The sequence below is a fragment of the Nonlabens sp. genome, from assembly GCF_047636915.1.
Classification (GTDB): domain Bacteria; phylum Bacteroidota; class Bacteroidia; order Flavobacteriales; family Flavobacteriaceae; genus Nonlabens.
In genome coordinates, this window is sequence record NZ_JBLIGN010000029.1 from 1 (window position 1) to 19,465 (window position 19,465).

Below are 19,465 nucleotides of genomic sequence, written 5' to 3' on the forward strand. Positions count from 1 at the left end.
TTTTGCTTTTTCATTGAATTCGTGCAGTTATTTCCTCGGTCCTAAAGTTGAAATCACTAATTATACCGATTTGGTGATATAAGAAGTTGTGGTTGTCACAACTGATGAGTTTTCGGTTTTAAGATTTAGACACTTAAATCAGAAGGTCGTGTTAAAGATCGATTAGACATTTCAGAGTCAGTACATCATCCTCGAGATGGTGCTTATGGAATAAGGGATGCCTTAAAAGGAAAAGAACAAAAGCAAATAAATAGTTTTGGATACTTTTCTAATGGTCGCGCCATGTCTTATAAAATAATAATAGAAATTAAAAAGGACACAACACTTTTCATCTATGAATAAAAACGTCATCCTACTCGCATCCATTTTTTTATTGCTATCCTGTAAGCAAGAAGAAAAACTTACCCGCATCAATTATGAAGAGATGACGGACTTGATCATGGCAAATAATTTTACAATGCCAGATGACGTAAATTATTACGATGTCGAAGGCAATCTTATAAGTACAGAAGAAAAAGTTGCCTTATCACATGACTTGCCTTATGCAGACTGGTATATTAATGATCAAAATGTATTGATAAAAGTTGAATTTCAAGATCCAGAAATGGCCCGTTTCGCCCTTAAAAAAGAGCCTGTTTTTAAGGATATCAACAAAGTAGATTGCAGCAATCTTAATAGGATTTTAGAAAAAATATACGATAGAGATCAAGAAAACAGAACTGATAATTTAATGGATGAGGAGTTGGACCTTAACAATCTTGCAGCGGTAGAACAACTCCTAGAAAAATGTGGCATGCCTAATACAGCAACAGCTGGAGAAAAAGGAATGAGCGCCATCTGGTTAGTGGTACAACATGCAAGTGCCGAAAAACGAATTCAATACTTCCCACAGTTATTAGAGGCTTCTAAACAAGGAGATCTAGAGCGACAAGATATCGCATTAATGCAAGACCTTATGTTAATGGATTCTGGAAAACCACAACTGTACGGTTCGCAGATCCTGATGAATCCAGACGAAACTTATGAATTACACGAACTCAAGAACCCTTCAACAGTAGATTCCAGAAGAGCCATGATGGGAATGGGGCCACTTTCTGAATATGTAGGTCATTGGGGTTTGGAATTTAATGCGGAGCAGGAAGATTAAATATGAAATTTAAATAAAAAAGTTTAGGATATGTTTTTAAGTCTTTAGAATAAAAGCTCCTTTCTCAGTTCCTGTATTTGACGATTGGAGCTTGTGGAATGATAGGAATTTAGAGGAGGTCAAAACGATCGCTATGAGTAGTGGTAGGAGAGGTAAAAACGATCATTGACAACTAATTAATAGGTACCATCGCTTAGATTCATTCGGCCTAAAACTGAAAATAAATAAAAGGCTGTATTTCACTACTTTCAGTGGCACTAATGACCCAAATCACTGCAGCAAATAACAGCATTTTCCCCACTAACGGAATCTTATGAAAGAGCAATAGCTGTCTGTCTTGTGCCTTTTGAGGTATAAAATGCCAGAGAAAGCCTATTAATAAAACAATCGATACATTGTGATAACCATTTAAAACCGTCCACCATTCTTGTGGATTCCAATCCAACATTCCTATATTAAAAATTATATTCAACGCATTGCTAAAGTCTAATGCTCTGAAGAAAATCCAGCAAAAAGCTACAAAGTGAAAAGTCACTATTCCAGCAGTAATTTTCAGAGTAACATTCTTGCTAGTAAGTTGAGGTATGTTAAATGCTTTTTCAACGGCGAGAACAGTCCCATGCATCGCTCCCCAAAGAACAAATTTCCAAGAGGCTCCATGCCACAACCCACCTAAGAGCATGGTGATAAATAGGTTAAAATAGGTACGTAGTCTGCCTTTGCGATTTCCACCTAATGATATATAAAGATAATCTCTCAGCCAGCTGGACAGGGAGATGTGCCATCTGCGCCAGAATTCGGTGAGACTTGTACTTTGATAAGGGGTTCTAAAATTGAGAGGTAATTTAAACCCCATCAGTAGGGCAAGACCTATGGCCATGTCAGAATAACCTGAAAAATCGCAATAAATTTGTAAGGTGTAGCCATACACAGCCATCAAGTTTTCAAATGCGGAGTAGTTATCTGGAAAATCAAAAACTCGGTCCACAAAGTTGACACTTATATAATCTGAAACTACTGCTTTTTTAAGCAACCCACCAATTATTAGAAACATAGCATAGCTCAATGCTTTTTTAGAGAGCTCTAACTTCTTATAAATTTGTGGGATGAAATCTTTTGCCCGTACAATTGGCCCAGCAACCAGTTGTGGGAAAAATGAAACAAAAAACATAAAGTCCCATACGGTCCTAGCGGGTGCTAATTCTCTTCTATAAATGTCTATGGTATAAGACATGGTTTGAAAAGTGTAAAACGAGATTCCAATAGGAAGAAAGATAGTTCCAAAACTCAAGTCTCCAGAAAATAGGGCGTTAAAATTGTCGGAAAGAAAACCGGTGTATTTGAAGTAGGCAAGTAGCCCCAAATTCAAGAGACAAGAAAGAATTAGCCATCGTTTTCTATTCTTTTCGTTTTTACTTTTATAGATGAGGTTAGCGATGTAATAATCGGTAAAGGAAGAAAAAAGGAGTAAAAAGAAGTAGATGCCACTGCACTTATAATAGAAAAATAAAGAAAATACAATGACATAAAGAATGCGCATCCTGCGCAAATTAGTCATAAAAACATACAAGAGGTAAAAGCCTAAAAACAGGTATAAAAAAGCCTCACTATTAAATAGTAAAGGTTTCTGTGGGTCATAACTGAGCCAGTTCCATATGTCATTCCATGCGGTCATTTGTTATATTCTGAAAAGTAGTTTAATAGGGCTTCTACGAGCAATTCGGCTTGTAATTGATAGCCTTTTTCCAAGAAATGGATTTTATCGCCAGAAGTTAATTTGGCTTTGTACCAGTCTGGCATCGCTTTACTACTTCTAGAAACAGAATGTAAATCATAAAAAGCCCAAGAATTTAAATGGGCAAAAACGCCCATTTCATAAGCATAGGCGGTTGCGGTAGAATTGATCTCTCTGCGATTTTTCATCGATGGCGGTGGGCTGGTCAATAAGACGCATCCAGTCATGCCACGTTGGATCATTTGACGATTGAAAAAACCCATGTCAGATTTTAATTTTTCTTCCGAATAAGAGTCATAAAAACTCTCGTTAGTTCCTAGTGAGATAATGATCAAATCTGGATGTAGTGCTGCGACTTGATCAAAAAACCGAGGGAATTTATTATAATCACTGAATTTTGCGCCGTTCACACCGATTCCATGAAAAACAATACCCTTGTTACTAGTGTTTAAAAGCAAGCCGTCTAGAACGTATTTGGATTCTTTTTGTGAAGCTCTGATATAGAGTTGATCCATTCCATCAGGGATTTGAAAAGTATCACTATTAAGGGACTTCAAATCATTAAAAGTGGTGCTAGAAGGGACTTTATTCTGCGACAATCCAGTGGGTATTTTAAGTCTTTGTCCTGCACGCAGGTTCCCGTTTTTCATGCCGTTAGTTTGTTGTATTTTCTTAACGGTTGTATTAAATTGACCTGCTATTTTACCTAGATAATCCCCAGATTTTACTTGGTATGTTTGGGTAGTATGGGTTTTTTTGAGAATATTCTTTTGAGAGTGGGTACTCAATTTAAAACGCTCTGCATGTGGGGATATAATCTGGATTTCAGAAACTTTGTCTAAAGAAGAACTCCAGTTGATTTCCATAAGAAAATCTTCATCGCTCGTTTCTAGATAGATACCGCTTAATCCAATAGGATCACTGCCATCGCTCTTTACATTGCGTACTGTTTGCCAGTTCCCGGTTGCCTTGAATTTTACATCTACAGCTCCGTTAGTTTCAGCCACTCGGTATGGAAATACAAAACCCCGCCCAGCATTACCAAACTTATTCTGAATCCCCTGTCGTATGTATTGAGGAAAATAAGGTCCTTGAACATGAGAATCACCTATTTGTACAATAGTGATTTGATCTCTTTTTTTATGTTCTAGATCTTTTAGCTTTTGAAAAAAATCATGTAAGATTGTGGGGTTTTTTATCTCCTGAAAACTGCGATCAATCAACAATGGATTGATTTGTAAGTCTTCCATATTTTGCGCAGGCAATGGAGAAATAACCAAGGCAATGCATAAAAAAATAAATTGTTTGATCATTGATTTGGTAGTTTTGGAATGCTGTCTTGTACTATTTTTATTCCCAGTTGATTCGTTTCGTTGAGTAAAGCTATTTGTTGGGTTCTCGCTTTCGCGAAAGCGGTATACTCCTCTATCAATTTACCATAAATCATACGTCCTATTTTGCGGGATCCTTTAGAACTGAAATGAGTAAAATCGTCGTTTGCTAGCTTCTTATGGTTCCATATGGGCATAGTATTAATACCACCCATTATATGAAAAAGGCTCATAAAACCGGATTCTGTTTTTGCGGCGTACTGTTGTTGTGCACGTAGTAATTTTACCACGCTAGAGTCTGTTCTAACCACTCCTACCCTTTTTGTTCCTTTATCTGCTGTTCCTAAAATCAATATATCTGCATTTGGAAACGCCAGCTGCAAATGATGCACGACTTTAGTCATGCGACTGGAGTACCAATTGTAATTTTTAGATTTTCTTGTCAATACGTTGGCTCCAAATTGTAGAATGATCAAATCATACCCTAAAACTTTATCAAATTTCTTCATTTGAGAAACATCAAGCACACTCAATGGTAGTCCAGAATTGCCACGATTAGAAAAACCATCTACGGCAATGCCTGTAGTATTAGAAAAGTCGATACCGTATATCGGAGTATTTTGGGCTCTAGAAAAATCTAGCTGGATTTTTTTAAGATCTCGATTAGTAAGAGGTACCGAATTAAAGCTTTGGAGAGCATTTAATGGGATGTATTTAGAAACACTGTCCTTTTCTTCGGTTACTTGGAGTAGGGCTTTCTTATTTCCAAGTCCATAGAAAAGTCGTGGGGTGTTGAGACGGTAGGAATGTTCAATACCGCTAGCGATATATGTGACCGTTGCGGCGGAGTCGGTTGGGAAGAAAAAGGCACCGTTCACGCCATAAGGAATGCTGTCTGTGCTGCCTTTCATATAATTGTGTTGTTTCCAGTTGCCATTCGTATAGTGCTTCACAGAGTAACGTGATCTAGAACTTTCTGATTGTATAGAGACAAAACCTACTCCTTGGCCTCCGAAACGGTCTTGTAACGCACTTCTAAAATCCTGGACGATCAAATCACCATCGATCATCGAGTCCCCATAATAAGCAATACGAACTTTGCTTTCTTTAGACTGTTCCAGCTTATAGAGTTTCTCAAAAAAGCGAGCTAAATGTACCGTTCCCGTATAACTTGTCAACGGGATTGCCGGCGGAATTACAATGACACCAAGGGAGTCTGCAAGATATTCTAGGTTGTAATTGAAATCTGTGGTTTGAATCAGATTGGTGTAAGAGACTTTCTTTTCTAGTTTTGGAATGGAATCTTGTGCAAAGGGTGCTCTAGCAGCTATATCTGGGATGAAGCCAGCTCCTATAGATGGGACACTGTCTTCCACAGTGAGGACTGCATCTTTTGTAATCTCAAGATCACCCATGGCCTGTAGCATTAAACTATCTACTGCGATGTCAGTAAAATTTGTATCCTCAACAAATATTTTTTGAGGTAAGTAGGGTTTGGTAAAATAGAATAACAACCCACCAACAGCGAGGATGAAAATGGCAGAGAAGAATTGTTTTTGGTCTTTAAAAAGCATGGAAGTTGAACTCTTTTTTGTGTTGTTTAATCTGGGTGTAATTTAATAGAATCCTTGAAAACTAAATAATAAAGGTTGGTTAGTTTATTAAATCAGACCACTAATAATTGATAAGAATTAGCTCCGTTAAATTTTGACAATTATAGCAGGCACCAACAACCTATATAGTATTTCATTCAAATTCTTTTTATATTGATATTAAAATATTGGGGCGGTTTCTCTTACAGGCCTCTAGGAGGTATGATATTATCTGGGAGATATCTAATGTACTTAGGCAGGGATGGTGATAAAATATTACGAAAGAAAAACGAGGTTGTCATTGGATCCGTGAATTATGTCAACAGGGAGAACAAACGTACAAGCAAGAGTTTTTATTTGGTGTATAATTTTTTCATCATAATAATAGAGGTTCTAAATAAAAGCACTTTAGGTCACTTTATTGGGTGGTTTATAAAAAAAATGATGATTGGTTTGTGACTAGTCACGCATATGTATACTATACATTACCACATCAAATACAGAATGTGTCTTAAATAATGTAATGATTACGTATTTAACTTGTGTAATATGAACATATTATATACAAACCATTAACGTAGTAGTTTTGACGTAGTGAATTTTTAAGTAACTTCGTCAACGTTTTTTATCTTTGGGTTCTAATTTTAAGAGGAAGTTAACCTATAACGATGTAGAAACTCTTCTCAATTATGAAATAAACAAATTTTCATGAACAAATTTACATTTTTACTATGTTACCTTGTCGCAGCTTTCAGCTTTGCACAGGTAGGTATCATTTCAGGAAAGGTACTTGAACAATCTACGGGTAGCCCTTTATTGGGGGCTACGGTACAAAACCTTACTACAAAACAGGCTACCACAACAGATTTTGACGGTTTATTTACAATAGCAGCGTCGCCGGGAGAGGTCCTTAAGATTTCTTATTTAGGAGCAATCACGCAAAAAATTACAGTTGTGAATAATGAGGTCATTATGGTGAGTTTACAGGAAGACGTCGCCGTGCTTGGAGAGGTTGTTGTCATCGGATATGGCACGCAAGCCGTCAGAGAGGTGACCGGTGCGGTGAGTATTGTCGACAGTAAGGTTATTGAAAGCCTTAAGCCTACTCGAGTAGAACAGGCACTTCAAGGCCAAGTGGCTGGAGTTAATGTTACTTCTTCGTCAGGCTCGCCTGGTGCTGGGTTAAATATAAGAATACGTGGTATTTCAACTAATGGTGATAACCGTCCTTTAATCTTGGTAGATGGAAACAGAATAGAAGACTTAAGCGTTATCAATCCTGGGGATATAGAAAGCATATCTGTTTTAAAAGATGCAACAGCGGGTATTTACGGAGTACTAGCTGCAAATGGTGTCATTCTTATTACTACCAAAGGGGGTCGTAAGAACCAACCCTTAACTGTCGAATTTAATTCATGGGGTGGTTTTCAAGAAACGACCAGAAGGCTTCCTACCTTAAATTCTCAACAATATGCGTTGATTAAAAATGAAGCTTTTGCCAATAATGGTCAGGCTCTGCCTTTTACTGATATATCTAATTTAACTAACACCAACTATCAAGAGGCTGTTTTTGACGACGCTTTGATTCTTAACAATGATATTTCTATACGCGGTGGTACCGAGAAATCTGTTTACGCATTTGGAGTATCGGTCTTAAGTCAAGACGGTATTGTAGGAAGCGACAAGTCAGATTTTGACCGATTTACCTTACGCGGGAACTTTGATCATAAATGGACTAAAAATCTTGAAATGAAAACAGGGTTTCTTTATTCCTACACCAGTAACAAAAATATTAATGACGGAGGTTTGGGGTCTGTTCTTTTCAACGCTTTGAACATGGGACCTAACATTCCTGTATTCGATCAGGCTGGTGAGTTTTCTCTTGCAGAGGGTCTGGGTAATGAAGTTATAAACCCAGAGGCACAATTGGCAAATACATTTAATAAAAATAAGGTAGGTAAGATCAGTGGTAACTTTGGATTTACTTATTCATTTCTAAATCACTTTGAAGCTACTGCTAGGATTCAAGCTAATTATTCAACGTCTTATGGGAACAATTTTAATCCTAGAGCGTTTTATGGTTCTGGAAAGGTATTCAACCTGACTGAAAATGTGTACAGCGAGTATGAGCACTTTTTTAGTGATTACACCTACGACACCTTCGTGAAATATAAGAATTCATTTGCTGACAATCACAATGTAGAAGCAATGGTAGGCATGAGTGCTTATAGAACGCGTGGAGACTTTAATGACCTTACTGGTTTTGGTAATATAAGCAATGACTATAATGAAGTGAGTATTGCTGGAGCTGATCGTATTATTGATGGAGATATCAATGGCGCTCGCCGTTTTGATGACCGCTTACTATCTCACTTTTTAAGAGCACAATACAATTATAAAGGGAAGTATTTATTCTCTGGTGTAATTAGACGAGACGGAAGCACAAAATTTGGTCCTTTGAATAAATTTGGTGTGTTTCCGTCAGCAAGTATTGGCTGGGTGGCATCAGATGAAAGTTTTTTAAAAGACAGTAAGGTTTTTGATTTTCTTAAAGTGAGAGCCTCTTCTGGTTTAATCGGAAGTGATCGTATCAACGGATTTGGATTTCAATCGTTACTTAACGGAGAGGGGCAATATGTTTTTAATGGACAAATTGAAAACGGAACGGCTATAGGAGTTTTGAGCAATCCTGAGATTAAGTGGGAAGAGCAATTTACCACTAACATAGGGCTGGATATGAAATTTTTATCTTCTAAATTAAATGTGACTCTTGATGTATTTAATAGAGAAACAAATAATTTATTGATCGCACCAAGGGTATCAGGAATCTTAGGTTCAGGAGGACCTGGTTCGGGAGCACCTACCATTAACGGTGGTGATATTAGAAATACAGGGGTGGAATTTGCGATAGGTTATTCAGACCAGGTAACAGATGATTTTAGCTTTAATGTAAGCTATAATGTGACCACCATTGAAAATGAAGTGCTTAGAGTAAATAATGCAAATGGGTTTCTTGAAGCGGGTAGTTTTGGAGTAGGTCAACCAGCTATCACTAGACTCCAAGAAGGTTATACAATAGGTTATTTCTATGGCTATCAAACGGACGGAATATTTCAAAATGCTGCGGAAGTTGCAGCACATCCATCTCAAATCGCTTTAGGTGCTAATGCACAACCTGGGGATTTTAGATATAGAGATATAAATAATGACGGTGTTATTGACACGGATGACCGCACAGATTTAGGGGATGCTCTGCCAGATTTTACCATGGGATTGAATCTTAGCTTTAATTACAGAAATTGGGATGTTCAAACGTATTTGTTTGCCTCTTTAGGTAATGAAATGGTACGTAATTATGAGCGCAACCAGCCGTTAACAAACCTAACGACTAATGCATTGGGTCGCTGGACAGGTCAGGGATCAACTAATTCTATGCCTAGAGTGACCACAGGAGCCACTGCAAATCAAGTTTTTTCTGACTTCTTTGTAGAAGACGCCTCTTTTCTAAGAGCTCAAAACATGCAAATTGGATATACCTTAAACGAAGCGGCACTCGATAATCTTAAATTGAGTAAATTAAGGGTCTATGCTTCGGTAAATAATGCTTTTACATTAACTAAATATCAAGGTTTTGATCCAAGTGCAAGTTCTGGTGATCCACTATCAAGTGGTATAGACAACGGTTTTTACCCAGTGGCTAGAACTTTTTTAATTGGAATAAACGCAAAATTTTAAAACATAAAAAAGATGAAAATTTATAAAATATATATGCTATTATTCGTCGCAGCCATTGGCCTCAATGCTTGTAGCGATGATTATGTAGATGTAGCAAGTGAAGATCCTAATTCAGAGAACTTTTTTAATTCGCAAGCGGATTATGAAAATGCACTAATTGCGGCCTATGACCTCCTACAATCTAGTTATATAAACGTTATGCTGGGTGAAATAGCCTCAGATAATACATTAGCTGGTGGGGAGAGCGCGACTGACGTGATAGGTATCCAACAAATCGATGATATGGTGCATACCTCTGTGAATGCACAACTGACAGATTTATGGAGGTGGATGTTTGCTGGAGTGAACAGAACTAATTATATCATGGAATTTAAAAATAAAATTGATTTCCCTGATAAACCCCGTGTTTTAGGAGAAACGCGTTTTCTTAGAGCTTACTACTATTTTGAGTTAGTGAAATTTTTTGGAGATGTACCATTATCGGTAGACCAACGTTTCCTTTTTGGAGATCAGTTCGAAGTGGAGCGCACTCCTAAAGCTCTCATTTATGATCAGATTGAATTAGATTTGATTTTTGCAATTGAAAACTTAGAGTATACTACGCCAGATATAGGTCGTGCTACTAAGGGTAGTGCACAGGCCTTGTTAGGTAAAGTATACTTGTTTCAGGAAAAATATATCGAGTCTGCTGATGTACTGGATGACTTAATTGCTTTTGGACCGTACAGCTTAGTTTCTGATTATGCAACGATTTTTGAAAATGACAATGAAAATAATTCAGAGGCGGTTTTTGAAATTCAATATTCAGACGCTGAAGGAGCCGGTTTCGGATGTTTACAGTGTAGTGAGGGTAACGTTGCGGTAGGATTTAACGGTATTAGAAATTATAACGGCCCCACTTTTGACTCCGGATTTAGTTTTAATGTCCCCACTCAAGAGGTAGTTGACTTATTTGACCCCGCTGATCCACGTAAAGACACAGCAATTTTAGATATAGACGCATTTGCGGCAGCTAACAACGCTACATTTAGTACAGGTTTTGAACATACGGGTTACTACAATAGAAAATATATTGCCCGACAAGGTGATTTGAATACGGGTGACGCAAATCTTACCAACCCTAATAATTACCGTTCCATTAGACTTGCAGATGTTTATTTGATGGCAGCAGAGGCCTACAACAGTGGAGGTCTAGGAGATGGACAGGCACAAACCTATCTAAACGTGGTACGCACTAGGGTCGGGTTACCTGATGTACTAACTTCTGGAATAGCGCTGACTGATGCTATATTTTTAGAACGCAGATTAGAACTAGTCGGTGAAGGACACCACTTTTTTGATTTAGTAAGAACTGGCCGTGCAGCTTCAGAAATAGAAGGTTTTGTAGCTGGCAAACATGAACTTTTTCCAATTCCACTTGAAGAGATCTTACTTGCAGGGAATCTATGGGAACAAAACCCTAATTATTAATACGATTTAAAATGAAAAACATTAAATTTTTATTTGTTGCTCTATTAGTCGCCAGTTTGGCACTATGGAGTTGTGAAAGTGATGACGACACAGACTTAAGTTTAGCCTTAGAGGCCCCTAAAGATGTAGGCCTTGTTTTTAATATTACTCAAGACAATTCTGGTCTTGTGACTATTTCACCTTCTGGTGAGGATGTGACAAGCTTTGAAGTCTTTTATGCAGACGGTACTGATGAATCTATTGTACTTGCTTTAGGGGAAAATGCACAACGCAGTTATGCTGAAGGAACCTATCCTGTAAGAGTAGTTGCCACTAATCTAGGTGGTAAAACTACAGAGTTTACAAGAGATTTAGTAGTGTCATTCAGAGCTCCAGAGAATCTACTGATAACTGTTTCTGAAAGTGCTACTTCAAACTATGGTGTTTCCGTTAGTGCTTCAGCAGACTTTGAAACTTCATTTGAAGTTGCCTTTGGCGAAGACCCTGCGTTGGCTGCAGTACCTTTTATGGAAGGTGATGTTGTAAATTATGATTATACTGGAGTAGGCACATTTACAATTAGGGTAACAGCCTTAAGTGGCGGCGCTGCTGTAACAGAGGTTACCGAAGTAGTCATTATTGCAGATCCTGTAACTTTACCTTTAAATTTTGAATCATCTACTTTAAATTATAACATGATTCCTTTTGAAGCGGCGGTAAGCATTATTACTAATCCAGATACTTCGGTAGGTAATCTTAGTTCTAAGGTGGTTAGTATTGAAAAGACGGGCGCACTTACTTATGGAGGCGTGGTGGTTCCATTAAGCGGACCTATTGACTTCTCAGGGCCACAAAGCTTAAGAATTAAGACTTGGTCACCTATGCCTATAGGAACGAAGGTCACCGTTAAAATGGAAAGTTCTAATGGGGCTATTTCCACAGCCGATTATGACGCTTTTACGACTAAAGTAGGTGAATGGGAAACGCTTTTCTTTGATACTACTGGGGTAGATACGACGCAACCTTTTAGTCGTTTTGTAGTGTTTTTCGATTTGGGAGGGGCGCCTACTAATGATGTAAATTACTTCGATGATATCGAGCTAGCTGATGGTCCTCCAATATTATTGCCTTTAGACTTTGAGGATACAAACAGAATATATAATATAGGCACGAATAATGGAGCGTACTCTATAATTTCTAATCCTGTGCCTGATTTGGTAAATAGTTCTAATACGGTGATGCAGTTTGTTAGACCTGCTACAGGACCCAATAATTATTCTTTGGTTGCTATAGTTGTTGATCAACCTGTTGCATTTAATGCAACAACATCTTTCACTTTAAAGGTGTATTCTCCTAGGGTAGGTTTACCCGTATGGTTAAAAATCGAAAGAATAGGGAATGGTGGGTTATTCCAAGAAGTGACAAGTGTTACTACTACGGTTGCCAATGGTTGGGAGGAATTAACTTTCAATTCCTTTACCGGCTCTACTACAGCTGATTTAAGAAACATTGTGATATTCTTTGATCCTTTAGGGACAACAGCTTCTCCAGAAACCATTTATATTGATGATCTAATAAAAACTAATTAAATTAATTAAGATGAAATATTATTATAAGCTTTTAATAGTTTTGATGTTGGGAGTTTCTCTTCATTCCTGTCAAGATGACGATACCGAGTTTGGGCCTGTAATTGCCCCGAGTAATTTAGAACTGAATGTTGCTATACAAGGTCAAAACATGACAGATCCTGATGGAAATGGAACGGGTATAGTAGTCTTTACTGCTACAGCAGATAATGCACTTAATTATTCGTTTGATTTTGGTGATGGCCGTCAGGGTTCTACCTTTGACGGATCTATCGAACATCGTTTTGTAGAATTGGGAGTGATTAGTTACAATGTAACGGTAACCGCAACGGGAACTGGAGGAGCTGCAACTACGCAAACTCTGGTAATTGATGTCTTAAGTACTTTTGATGATGCTGAGGCGAAAGACTTTTTAACAGGAGGATCTTCTAAAACTTGGTACTGGTCAGTAACCGAAAACGGTCATTGGGGTGTAGGTCCTACAAATTTGATAGGTGGACAATCACCGGATGCTTATTATACTCCTGCATTCTTTCCGGTTCCTGCTTTTGGAAGGTATTGTAATGAATTAACCGAATGTTTTTACGAAGATGAAATGGTATTTACCAAAGATGGAAATAATGTTATTTACCAATTGAATAATTTTGGAGGGACATATATGCATAACACCTATTTAACCCAATTCGGTGGGCCATCGGCTCTTAATACGGCAAATCCACCTGCAGATGAATGTTTGCCATTTGTTGCTCCTGCAGCTGGACTGATAACTTTTACTCCTACTATCGATACAGATGTTCCAGTAGAACAGTCTAGAAAAACTACCATGCTTTTAGCAAACAACAGCTTTATTAGTTGGTATGTGGGTAGTAGTGAATACGAGATCCTAGAAATAACTGCTAATAGAATGATTCTGCGCACGGTACAAGCAAATGATCCAGCATTAGCTTGGTATCATACGCTTACCACTGATGTTCCAGTGAACCCTAACCCTGGTTGCATATAGAATAACAATGATTACAAGATTATTAGGCCACTCTTAGGAGTGGCTTTTTTTATGATCTGCTTTTACATAATCATTTTGTATAATGAGGTCTTAGCCAACGATTGACTCATAGAAGACTTAGACTAAATAAATTGTTTTTACTGTCTTAATATGCTTTAAATAAACTAAAAATGATGATTATAGTGCTAATGGGGACTTAGCTTATAATTATAAAAAAGTGAAGTAGGTGTTACTTGTCCCTTAGAATCCAGTAATTAATAAATTGTGTGCGCCCTTGATATCACAATTTTGATATTTATGATAAGATATAGCGGTTCGTTCTCTTATTTCAATAGCTGTTAATCACAGCTACTGTAGTGTAAGCTTTTGGTTCCATAAGTAGGAGTGGTCTATACTAACGGTTGTGTTTTAGTTTGTTTTAAATATTTATGTTGCACTTATTACTTAGGCTTAGATGTTGTTAACTGACTATAATTAATAAACTTAAGATAATGAGCTAAATTCTTTTTCAAAAAACTGAAACTATATTAGAATGATTTATTTTTGTTCGCAAGCTATAAGCCCTTTATTGTGATGATGACGACTAAACTATACAATTTAAGATAAAAGGGCTTTCCTAATACAATTGTTGAAAACGGATATTTAAATAGTTAACAGTTTGTCTTTCAAAATAAAAAGAATACCTCAATATCAATATTTAAAAAAAACATTTTAAAACAATATCTTTAAATGATTAAAACACGATTAAAACATTACTTTTTAATAACACTTTTAAGTATATCAACTATAGATTTCTGTTATTCTCAAGACTTAGAAATAAATCTATGCGATGATAATGGTAGTGGATATGCTAATTTTAACATCGAAGAAATTGAAAATTATGTTTTTCAAACTGTAGGATTAGAAGATGAATATTATTCAGAAGAAATATTAGTTTCTACTTCAAATGGTAATTTAATTTCAATTAAAAATCCATCAAACAATCCAAATAGCTCCTTATTGTGTGATATCACTACTGGAGGTATTGGTGATATTGCTGTAAATTCCAACCAAGAAATTTTTATTTGTGCGGGAGGCGTTTTGTCAGTTGATAATCAATGTAACCTTACTCTTGTTTCTGGTACAGGTGCCTCTTTTTTTAATTCTAATTCACTTTCTTTCGATGATTTAGATAATGCTTATTTAGGCTTTGGTACTCAGTCTTATGTATTTCGATTTAATATTGTTAATAGCACGTTTCAAAATTTTGTTATATGGCATGACTTTGGAACTGGGTCCGCAGGAGGAGATTTCGTAACAATTGATAGTAAGATGTACGTTTCATGGAAGCTTTCTAGCAATAACTACAGACTTTACGAGGTCACACTGGATAATAATAGAAACTACGTTTCTCATATTGATTTGGGTCAACTTCCAGAAAAAACCTATGGACTAGCCCTTGAGCTAGGTGAACTATATGGGGTAACACCAAATAAATTATTTAAAATAGATTTAAATAACCTGACTTTTACTAATATAATAATTAATTCAAGTCCTCAAGACGAGTGGTATGGTGCCGCTGGTCTTCATGAGGCAATAAAGTTTGTTGTATCTACACATTTGACAATAGGTGATGCGCAAAGTAATACAAATGAGCTAAACGGAGATTGGACAAACACAATAAGCGGAGGTCAGACATTATTCGTTAGAATTGAAAATTCTTTAACAGGTCAGTTTGATGTATTTCCAATAGATATTAATATTAACGTTTTTCCAAATGTAAATGAACCTGAAAATTTAGAATTATGTTACCTAAATGGATACAACACTTTTGATTTAAATCAAGTCTCAAATCAAATGCAAATTGACAGTAGTGATAATATCACCTTTACTTACTATATGGAAGATCCAGAAATCAATTCAACAGCAAGTCCAGTCTCAACATTATATCAAAGCATTGCTGATACAGAAATTTTATTCGTATCTGTAGTAAACGATGATGACGAATGTAATTCAGTTTATAGTTTTCAAGTCATTAACTCTAGAATTTCAGATTGTCTTACTAATAATGGATTAATTGAGTTTCCTGACTTTTTTACTCCAAATAATGATGGTTTTAATGATTTTTGGAATATCAAAGTAATATCTGAATTAACTATAGTAGATATGAAGATTACAATTTTCGATCGATATGGAAAGCTATTATACACATTTGGTCCGAATTCTAATATGGGATGGGATGGAACAAATAATGGGTTAGAAATGCCATCTTCTGATTATTGGTTTCTTTTTACAACTAAATCAGGAATTAAAATAACAAACCATTTTACATTAAAGAGATAGATTCGGCATTTTATATGAATCAAATTAACCGTCCAATGATTATAATGCAATTTAAGCCCTAAACAATAAAGTTGTTGCACTTATTGGATTGTGTGTTTATTTATTTTTAAAAAGTATGGATAATGAAGTTTCTATTAAGTTTTGTAATTCTTATCAGTTTGTTCTCCTGTTCAAGTGATCAAATTCCACAGACCCAATCCAAGGGTTGTGTCGAAGGTTAGTAACAATTCCATACTTTTTGATACGGAAGAAAAGTCAGATGTCGCAAACTCATTGAATCGAACTACTCAATTCAATTATAACCCGCAGTCTCCTGTTTCCTCGATTTGGATTATTCAAAAAGGAGTTCGCCTAATTCAGGAGGTTACTTATGACGCAAATGATAAAATACGTTCTTCAGAGGCACGAACATTCACATATGACGCTTTGTTCAATCAACATGGTGGGGACAGTACGTATATATTTTTCAAGAACGAACACCCACATTTACAGAAACAGGGATAGGTCAACGTATTTATATCGAGAATGATGATAACCATATGCTGGCTCAATGTGATTACAATATGATAACTGTAAAGGATGCAAATGGAGTTATTATAGGAAGAGCAAAAGACTGTTTTCAATAGGTAGATGGACAGCAATCTCAAGCAAATAAAACAGCAACATTTTCTTAACTATTTCCCTGAAAGGAAAACAGCGTATAAGCTACTAATTAGAAGATCATAGCTGTATAAACTATTAAGACTCAATCCAAATAAGGCAAAGAGATAGGGCTTTTCACTATTACGATTGATATTGAGTCGCTTGAAAGCTATCTTTGCAGCAAATTAAAAAATAATACATGAGCGCATTAGTAAAATCATCGCTTGCTAGAAAGTGGGTAATGGCACTTTCAGGATTATTCCTTGTTATATTCTTAACACAGCACTTTGTAATTAACATTACCTCTGTAATTGCACCAGATACTTTTAACAGTTGGTCTCATTTCATGGGGTACAATCCATTGGTTCAATTTGTTGCACAACCTATATTAATAGGAGGTTTGATTGTTCACTTTTTTATGGGTATCGTTTTGGATTTTAAAAATCGAAAAGCACGCCCTATAAAGTACGTTAAATTTTCTGGTAGATCAAATTCTACTTGGGTGTCTCGCAACATGGTTATTACTGGATTGGTAGTTCTTGCGTTTTTGGGGTTACATATGTATGATTTTTGGGTTCATGAAATGACAGTAAAATATATAGATGTGCAACCAGAAGATCCTACTCGTTATTTACACGAATTAAAAGAGAAATTTGCCGACCCCATAAGAGTGGTGTTTTATGCGATTTCTTTTGGATTGCTTGCCATGCATTTATGGCATGGATTTAATAGCTCCTTCCAGTCTATGGGAGCTAAGGCTACTAATCAGGGAGCTGTCATTAGAAAAGCAACGTATGCATGGGCTGTAATGATTCCTGCAGGATTTGTTTTTATCGCATTGTATCACCATTTTACTCACTCATAATAAAAAATTATGTCAGTATTAGATTCTAAAGTACCTAAAGGACCACTTGATGAAAAGTGGGTCAATCATAAAAATCACATTAACCTTGTGAATCCAGCAAACAAACGTAACATAGATGTTATTGTCGTGGGAACTGGATTAGCAGGTGGAAGCGCTGCAGCAACTCTTGCTGAACTAGGTTATAACGTAAAAACATTTTGTTACAATGATTCTCCACGTCGTGCGCATTCCATTGCTGCTCAAGGAGGAATCAACGCTTCCAAAAACTATCAAGGAGATGGAGATTCTGACTACCGTCTTTTTTATGATACGATAAAGGGTGGTGACTATAGATCTCGTGAAGCAAACGTTCATAGACTTGCTGAGGTCTCTTCTAACATTATCGATCAGTGCGTGGCTCAAGGAGTGCCATTTGCCCGTGAATATGGGGGATTGTTAGATAACCGTTCTTTTGGAGGTGTATTGGTCTCCAGAACATTTTATGCTGCAGGACAGACAGGACAGCAGTTATTGTTAGGGGCATACTCTGCATTAAACAGGCAGATCAATCGCGGTAAAGTAATTCCATTTAACCGTCACGAGATGTTAGATCTTGTAAAAGTAGATGGAAAGGCACGTGGTATTATTGCTCGTAACTTAGTTACCGGTGAGATAGAGCGTCATGGGGCTCATGCTGTAGTGATAGCTTCTGGTGGTTATGGAAATGTATTTTTTCTATCTACAAATGCTATGGGTAGTAATGTAATGGCTGCTTGGAGAACACACCGTCGTGGTGCTTACTTTGCAAACCCATGTTACACACAAATTCACCCAACATGTATTCCAGTAAGTGGTGATCACCAGTCTAAACTGACATTGATGTCAGAATCGTTGCGTAATGATGGACGTATTTGGGTTCCTAAAAACCTAGAAGATGCTAAAGCAATACGGGAAGGAAAACTACAAGGTGTCAACCTTAAAGAAGAAGATAGAGATTATTATCTAGAAAGAAGGTATCCAGCTTTTGGTAACTTGGTACCGCGTGACGTGGCTTCTCGTGCTGCAAAAGAGCGTTGTGATGCTGGGTACGGAGTGAATAAAACGGGTAACGCTGTGTATCTTGATTTTGAAGCTTCTTTCATTAGATATGGAAAAATAGAAGCTTTAACGAGTGGTCATAAAGAGGCAAGTAAAGAAGAGATTATTGATCTTGGAAAGAACGTTATAAAGAAAAAATACGGTAACTTATTTGATATGTACCGCAATATCGCAGACGAGAATCCATATGAAGTACCTATGAAGATTTTCCCAGCGGTTCATTATACAATGGGTGGATTATGGGTAGATTATAATTTACAAACAACAGTTCCTGGGTGTTTTGCAGCTGGTGAGGCAAACTTCTCTGATCATGGTGCTAATCGTTTAGGAGCGAGTGCATTGATGCAAGGTCTTGCAGATGGATACTTCGTATTATCATACACTATAGGTGATTATCTAGCTGACGAAATTAGAACAGGTGCTATTTCTACCGAAACAGCTGAGTTTGATCAAGCAGAAAAAGAGACTCGCGCCCGTATTGAGAAATTGATGAACGGCGCAGGAACGCACTCAGTGGATTATTACCATAAAAAATTAGGTTTGATCATGTGGAACAAATGTGGGATGTCTCGTAATGCGACAGATTTACAAGCTGCCATGGATGAAATTGCTGAGTTGAGAGCAGATTTCTGGAAGAATGTAAAAGTTCCTGGAACGGCAGATACTAAGAATCAGGAATTAGAAAAAGCAGGCCGCGTAGCAGATTTTCTTGAATTAGGAGAATTGTTTGCAAAGGATGCTTTGACTAGAAATGAGAGTTGTGGTGGTCATTTCCGCGAGGAATATCAAACCCCAGAAGGAGAAGCTTTACGAGATGATGAAAACTTTGCTTTTGTAAGTGCTTGGGAATACAACGAGAATCCGCGTGATTCAAAATTACACAAAGAAGAGTTGGTATTTGAAAATGTAAAATTGGTGACTCGTAGTTATAAATAACTGAATTTTAAATGTTGTGCTTTCGCGAAAGCGTGACAACCTAAA

General features: G+C 36.9%; 12 protein-coding genes. 9 read left to right on the forward strand and 3 right to left on the reverse strand.

What is annotated here, in order from left to right:
- The first annotated feature begins 334 nt into the window (after positions 1–334).
- Positions 335–1,147, forward strand: coding sequence for a DUF6624 domain-containing protein (locus tag ACJAT0_RS06435; RefSeq protein WP_415181000.1), 813 nt, complete (start codon positions 335–337; stop codon positions 1,145–1,147).
- 208 nt (positions 1,148–1,355) lie between these two features.
- Here the strand turns inward: ACJAT0_RS06435 and ACJAT0_RS06440 are convergent, their stop codons facing one another.
- From ACJAT0_RS06440 to ACJAT0_RS06450, 3 genes are read right to left on the reverse strand one after another with little or no spacing between them, the layout of a single operon-like run.
- Entirely contained in the window at positions 1,356–2,822 is a 1,467-nt protein-coding gene (locus ACJAT0_RS06440) for an MBOAT family O-acyltransferase (RefSeq protein ID WP_415181001.1), read from the reverse strand.
- Entirely contained in the window at positions 2,819–4,195 is a 1,377-nt protein-coding gene (locus ACJAT0_RS06445; RefSeq protein ID WP_415181002.1) for a LysM peptidoglycan-binding domain-containing protein, read from the reverse strand. Before ACJAT0_RS06445 ends, ACJAT0_RS06440 begins: the two co-directional genes overlap by 4 nt.
- Entirely contained in the window at positions 4,192–5,787 is a 1,596-nt protein-coding gene (locus tag ACJAT0_RS06450; protein ID WP_415181003.1) for a hypothetical protein, read from the reverse strand. The genes ACJAT0_RS06445 and ACJAT0_RS06450 overlap by 4 nt, the downstream gene beginning before the upstream one ends.
- A 726-nt stretch (positions 5,788–6,513) precedes the next feature.
- On the opposite strand from ACJAT0_RS06450, the gene ACJAT0_RS06455 reads away from it, so the two are divergent.
- The 8 genes from ACJAT0_RS06455 (at position 6,514) to ACJAT0_RS06490 (ending at position 19,420) form a co-directional block, all read left to right on the forward strand.
- Positions 6,514–9,540 (forward strand): SusC/RagA family TonB-linked outer membrane protein, encoded by a 3,027-nt coding sequence (locus ACJAT0_RS06455; RefSeq protein WP_415181004.1) that lies wholly within the window; start codon positions 6,514–6,516, stop codon positions 9,538–9,540.
- A 12-nt stretch (positions 9,541–9,552) separates the two neighbouring features.
- A complete protein-coding gene (locus ACJAT0_RS06460; RefSeq protein WP_415181005.1) occupies positions 9,553–11,010 on the forward strand; it encodes a RagB/SusD family nutrient uptake outer membrane protein in 1,458 nt (485 codons plus the stop codon).
- Between the two features lie 11 nt (positions 11,011–11,021).
- On the forward strand, positions 11,022–12,578 hold the full coding sequence (locus tag ACJAT0_RS06465) for a hypothetical protein (protein WP_415181006.1): 1,557 nt from the start codon (positions 11,022–11,024) through the stop codon (positions 12,576–12,578).
- Positions 12,579–12,588: 10 nt separating this feature from the next.
- Positions 12,589–13,578, forward strand: coding sequence for a PKD domain-containing protein (locus ACJAT0_RS06470; RefSeq protein ID WP_415181007.1), 990 nt, complete (start codon positions 12,589–12,591; stop codon positions 13,576–13,578).
- A gap of 729 nt (positions 13,579–14,307) precedes the next feature.
- On the forward strand, positions 14,308–15,900 hold the full coding sequence (locus tag ACJAT0_RS06475) for a T9SS type B sorting domain-containing protein (RefSeq protein ID WP_415181008.1): 1,593 nt from the start codon (positions 14,308–14,310) through the stop codon (positions 15,898–15,900).
- A 207-nt stretch (positions 15,901–16,107) separates the two neighbouring features.
- Positions 16,108–16,404, forward strand: coding sequence for a hypothetical protein (locus ACJAT0_RS06480; RefSeq protein WP_415181009.1), 297 nt, complete (start codon positions 16,108–16,110; stop codon positions 16,402–16,404).
- A gap of 337 nt (positions 16,405–16,741) precedes the next feature.
- Positions 16,742–17,407 (forward strand): succinate dehydrogenase cytochrome b subunit, encoded by a 666-nt coding sequence (locus ACJAT0_RS06485; protein ID WP_374002006.1) that lies wholly within the window; start codon positions 16,742–16,744, stop codon positions 17,405–17,407.
- A 9-nt stretch (positions 17,408–17,416) separates the two neighbouring features.
- A complete protein-coding gene (locus ACJAT0_RS06490) occupies positions 17,417–19,420 on the forward strand; it encodes a fumarate reductase/succinate dehydrogenase flavoprotein subunit (protein WP_415181010.1) in 2,004 nt (667 codons plus the stop codon).
- The last annotated feature ends 45 nt before the right edge of the window (positions 19,421–19,465 follow it).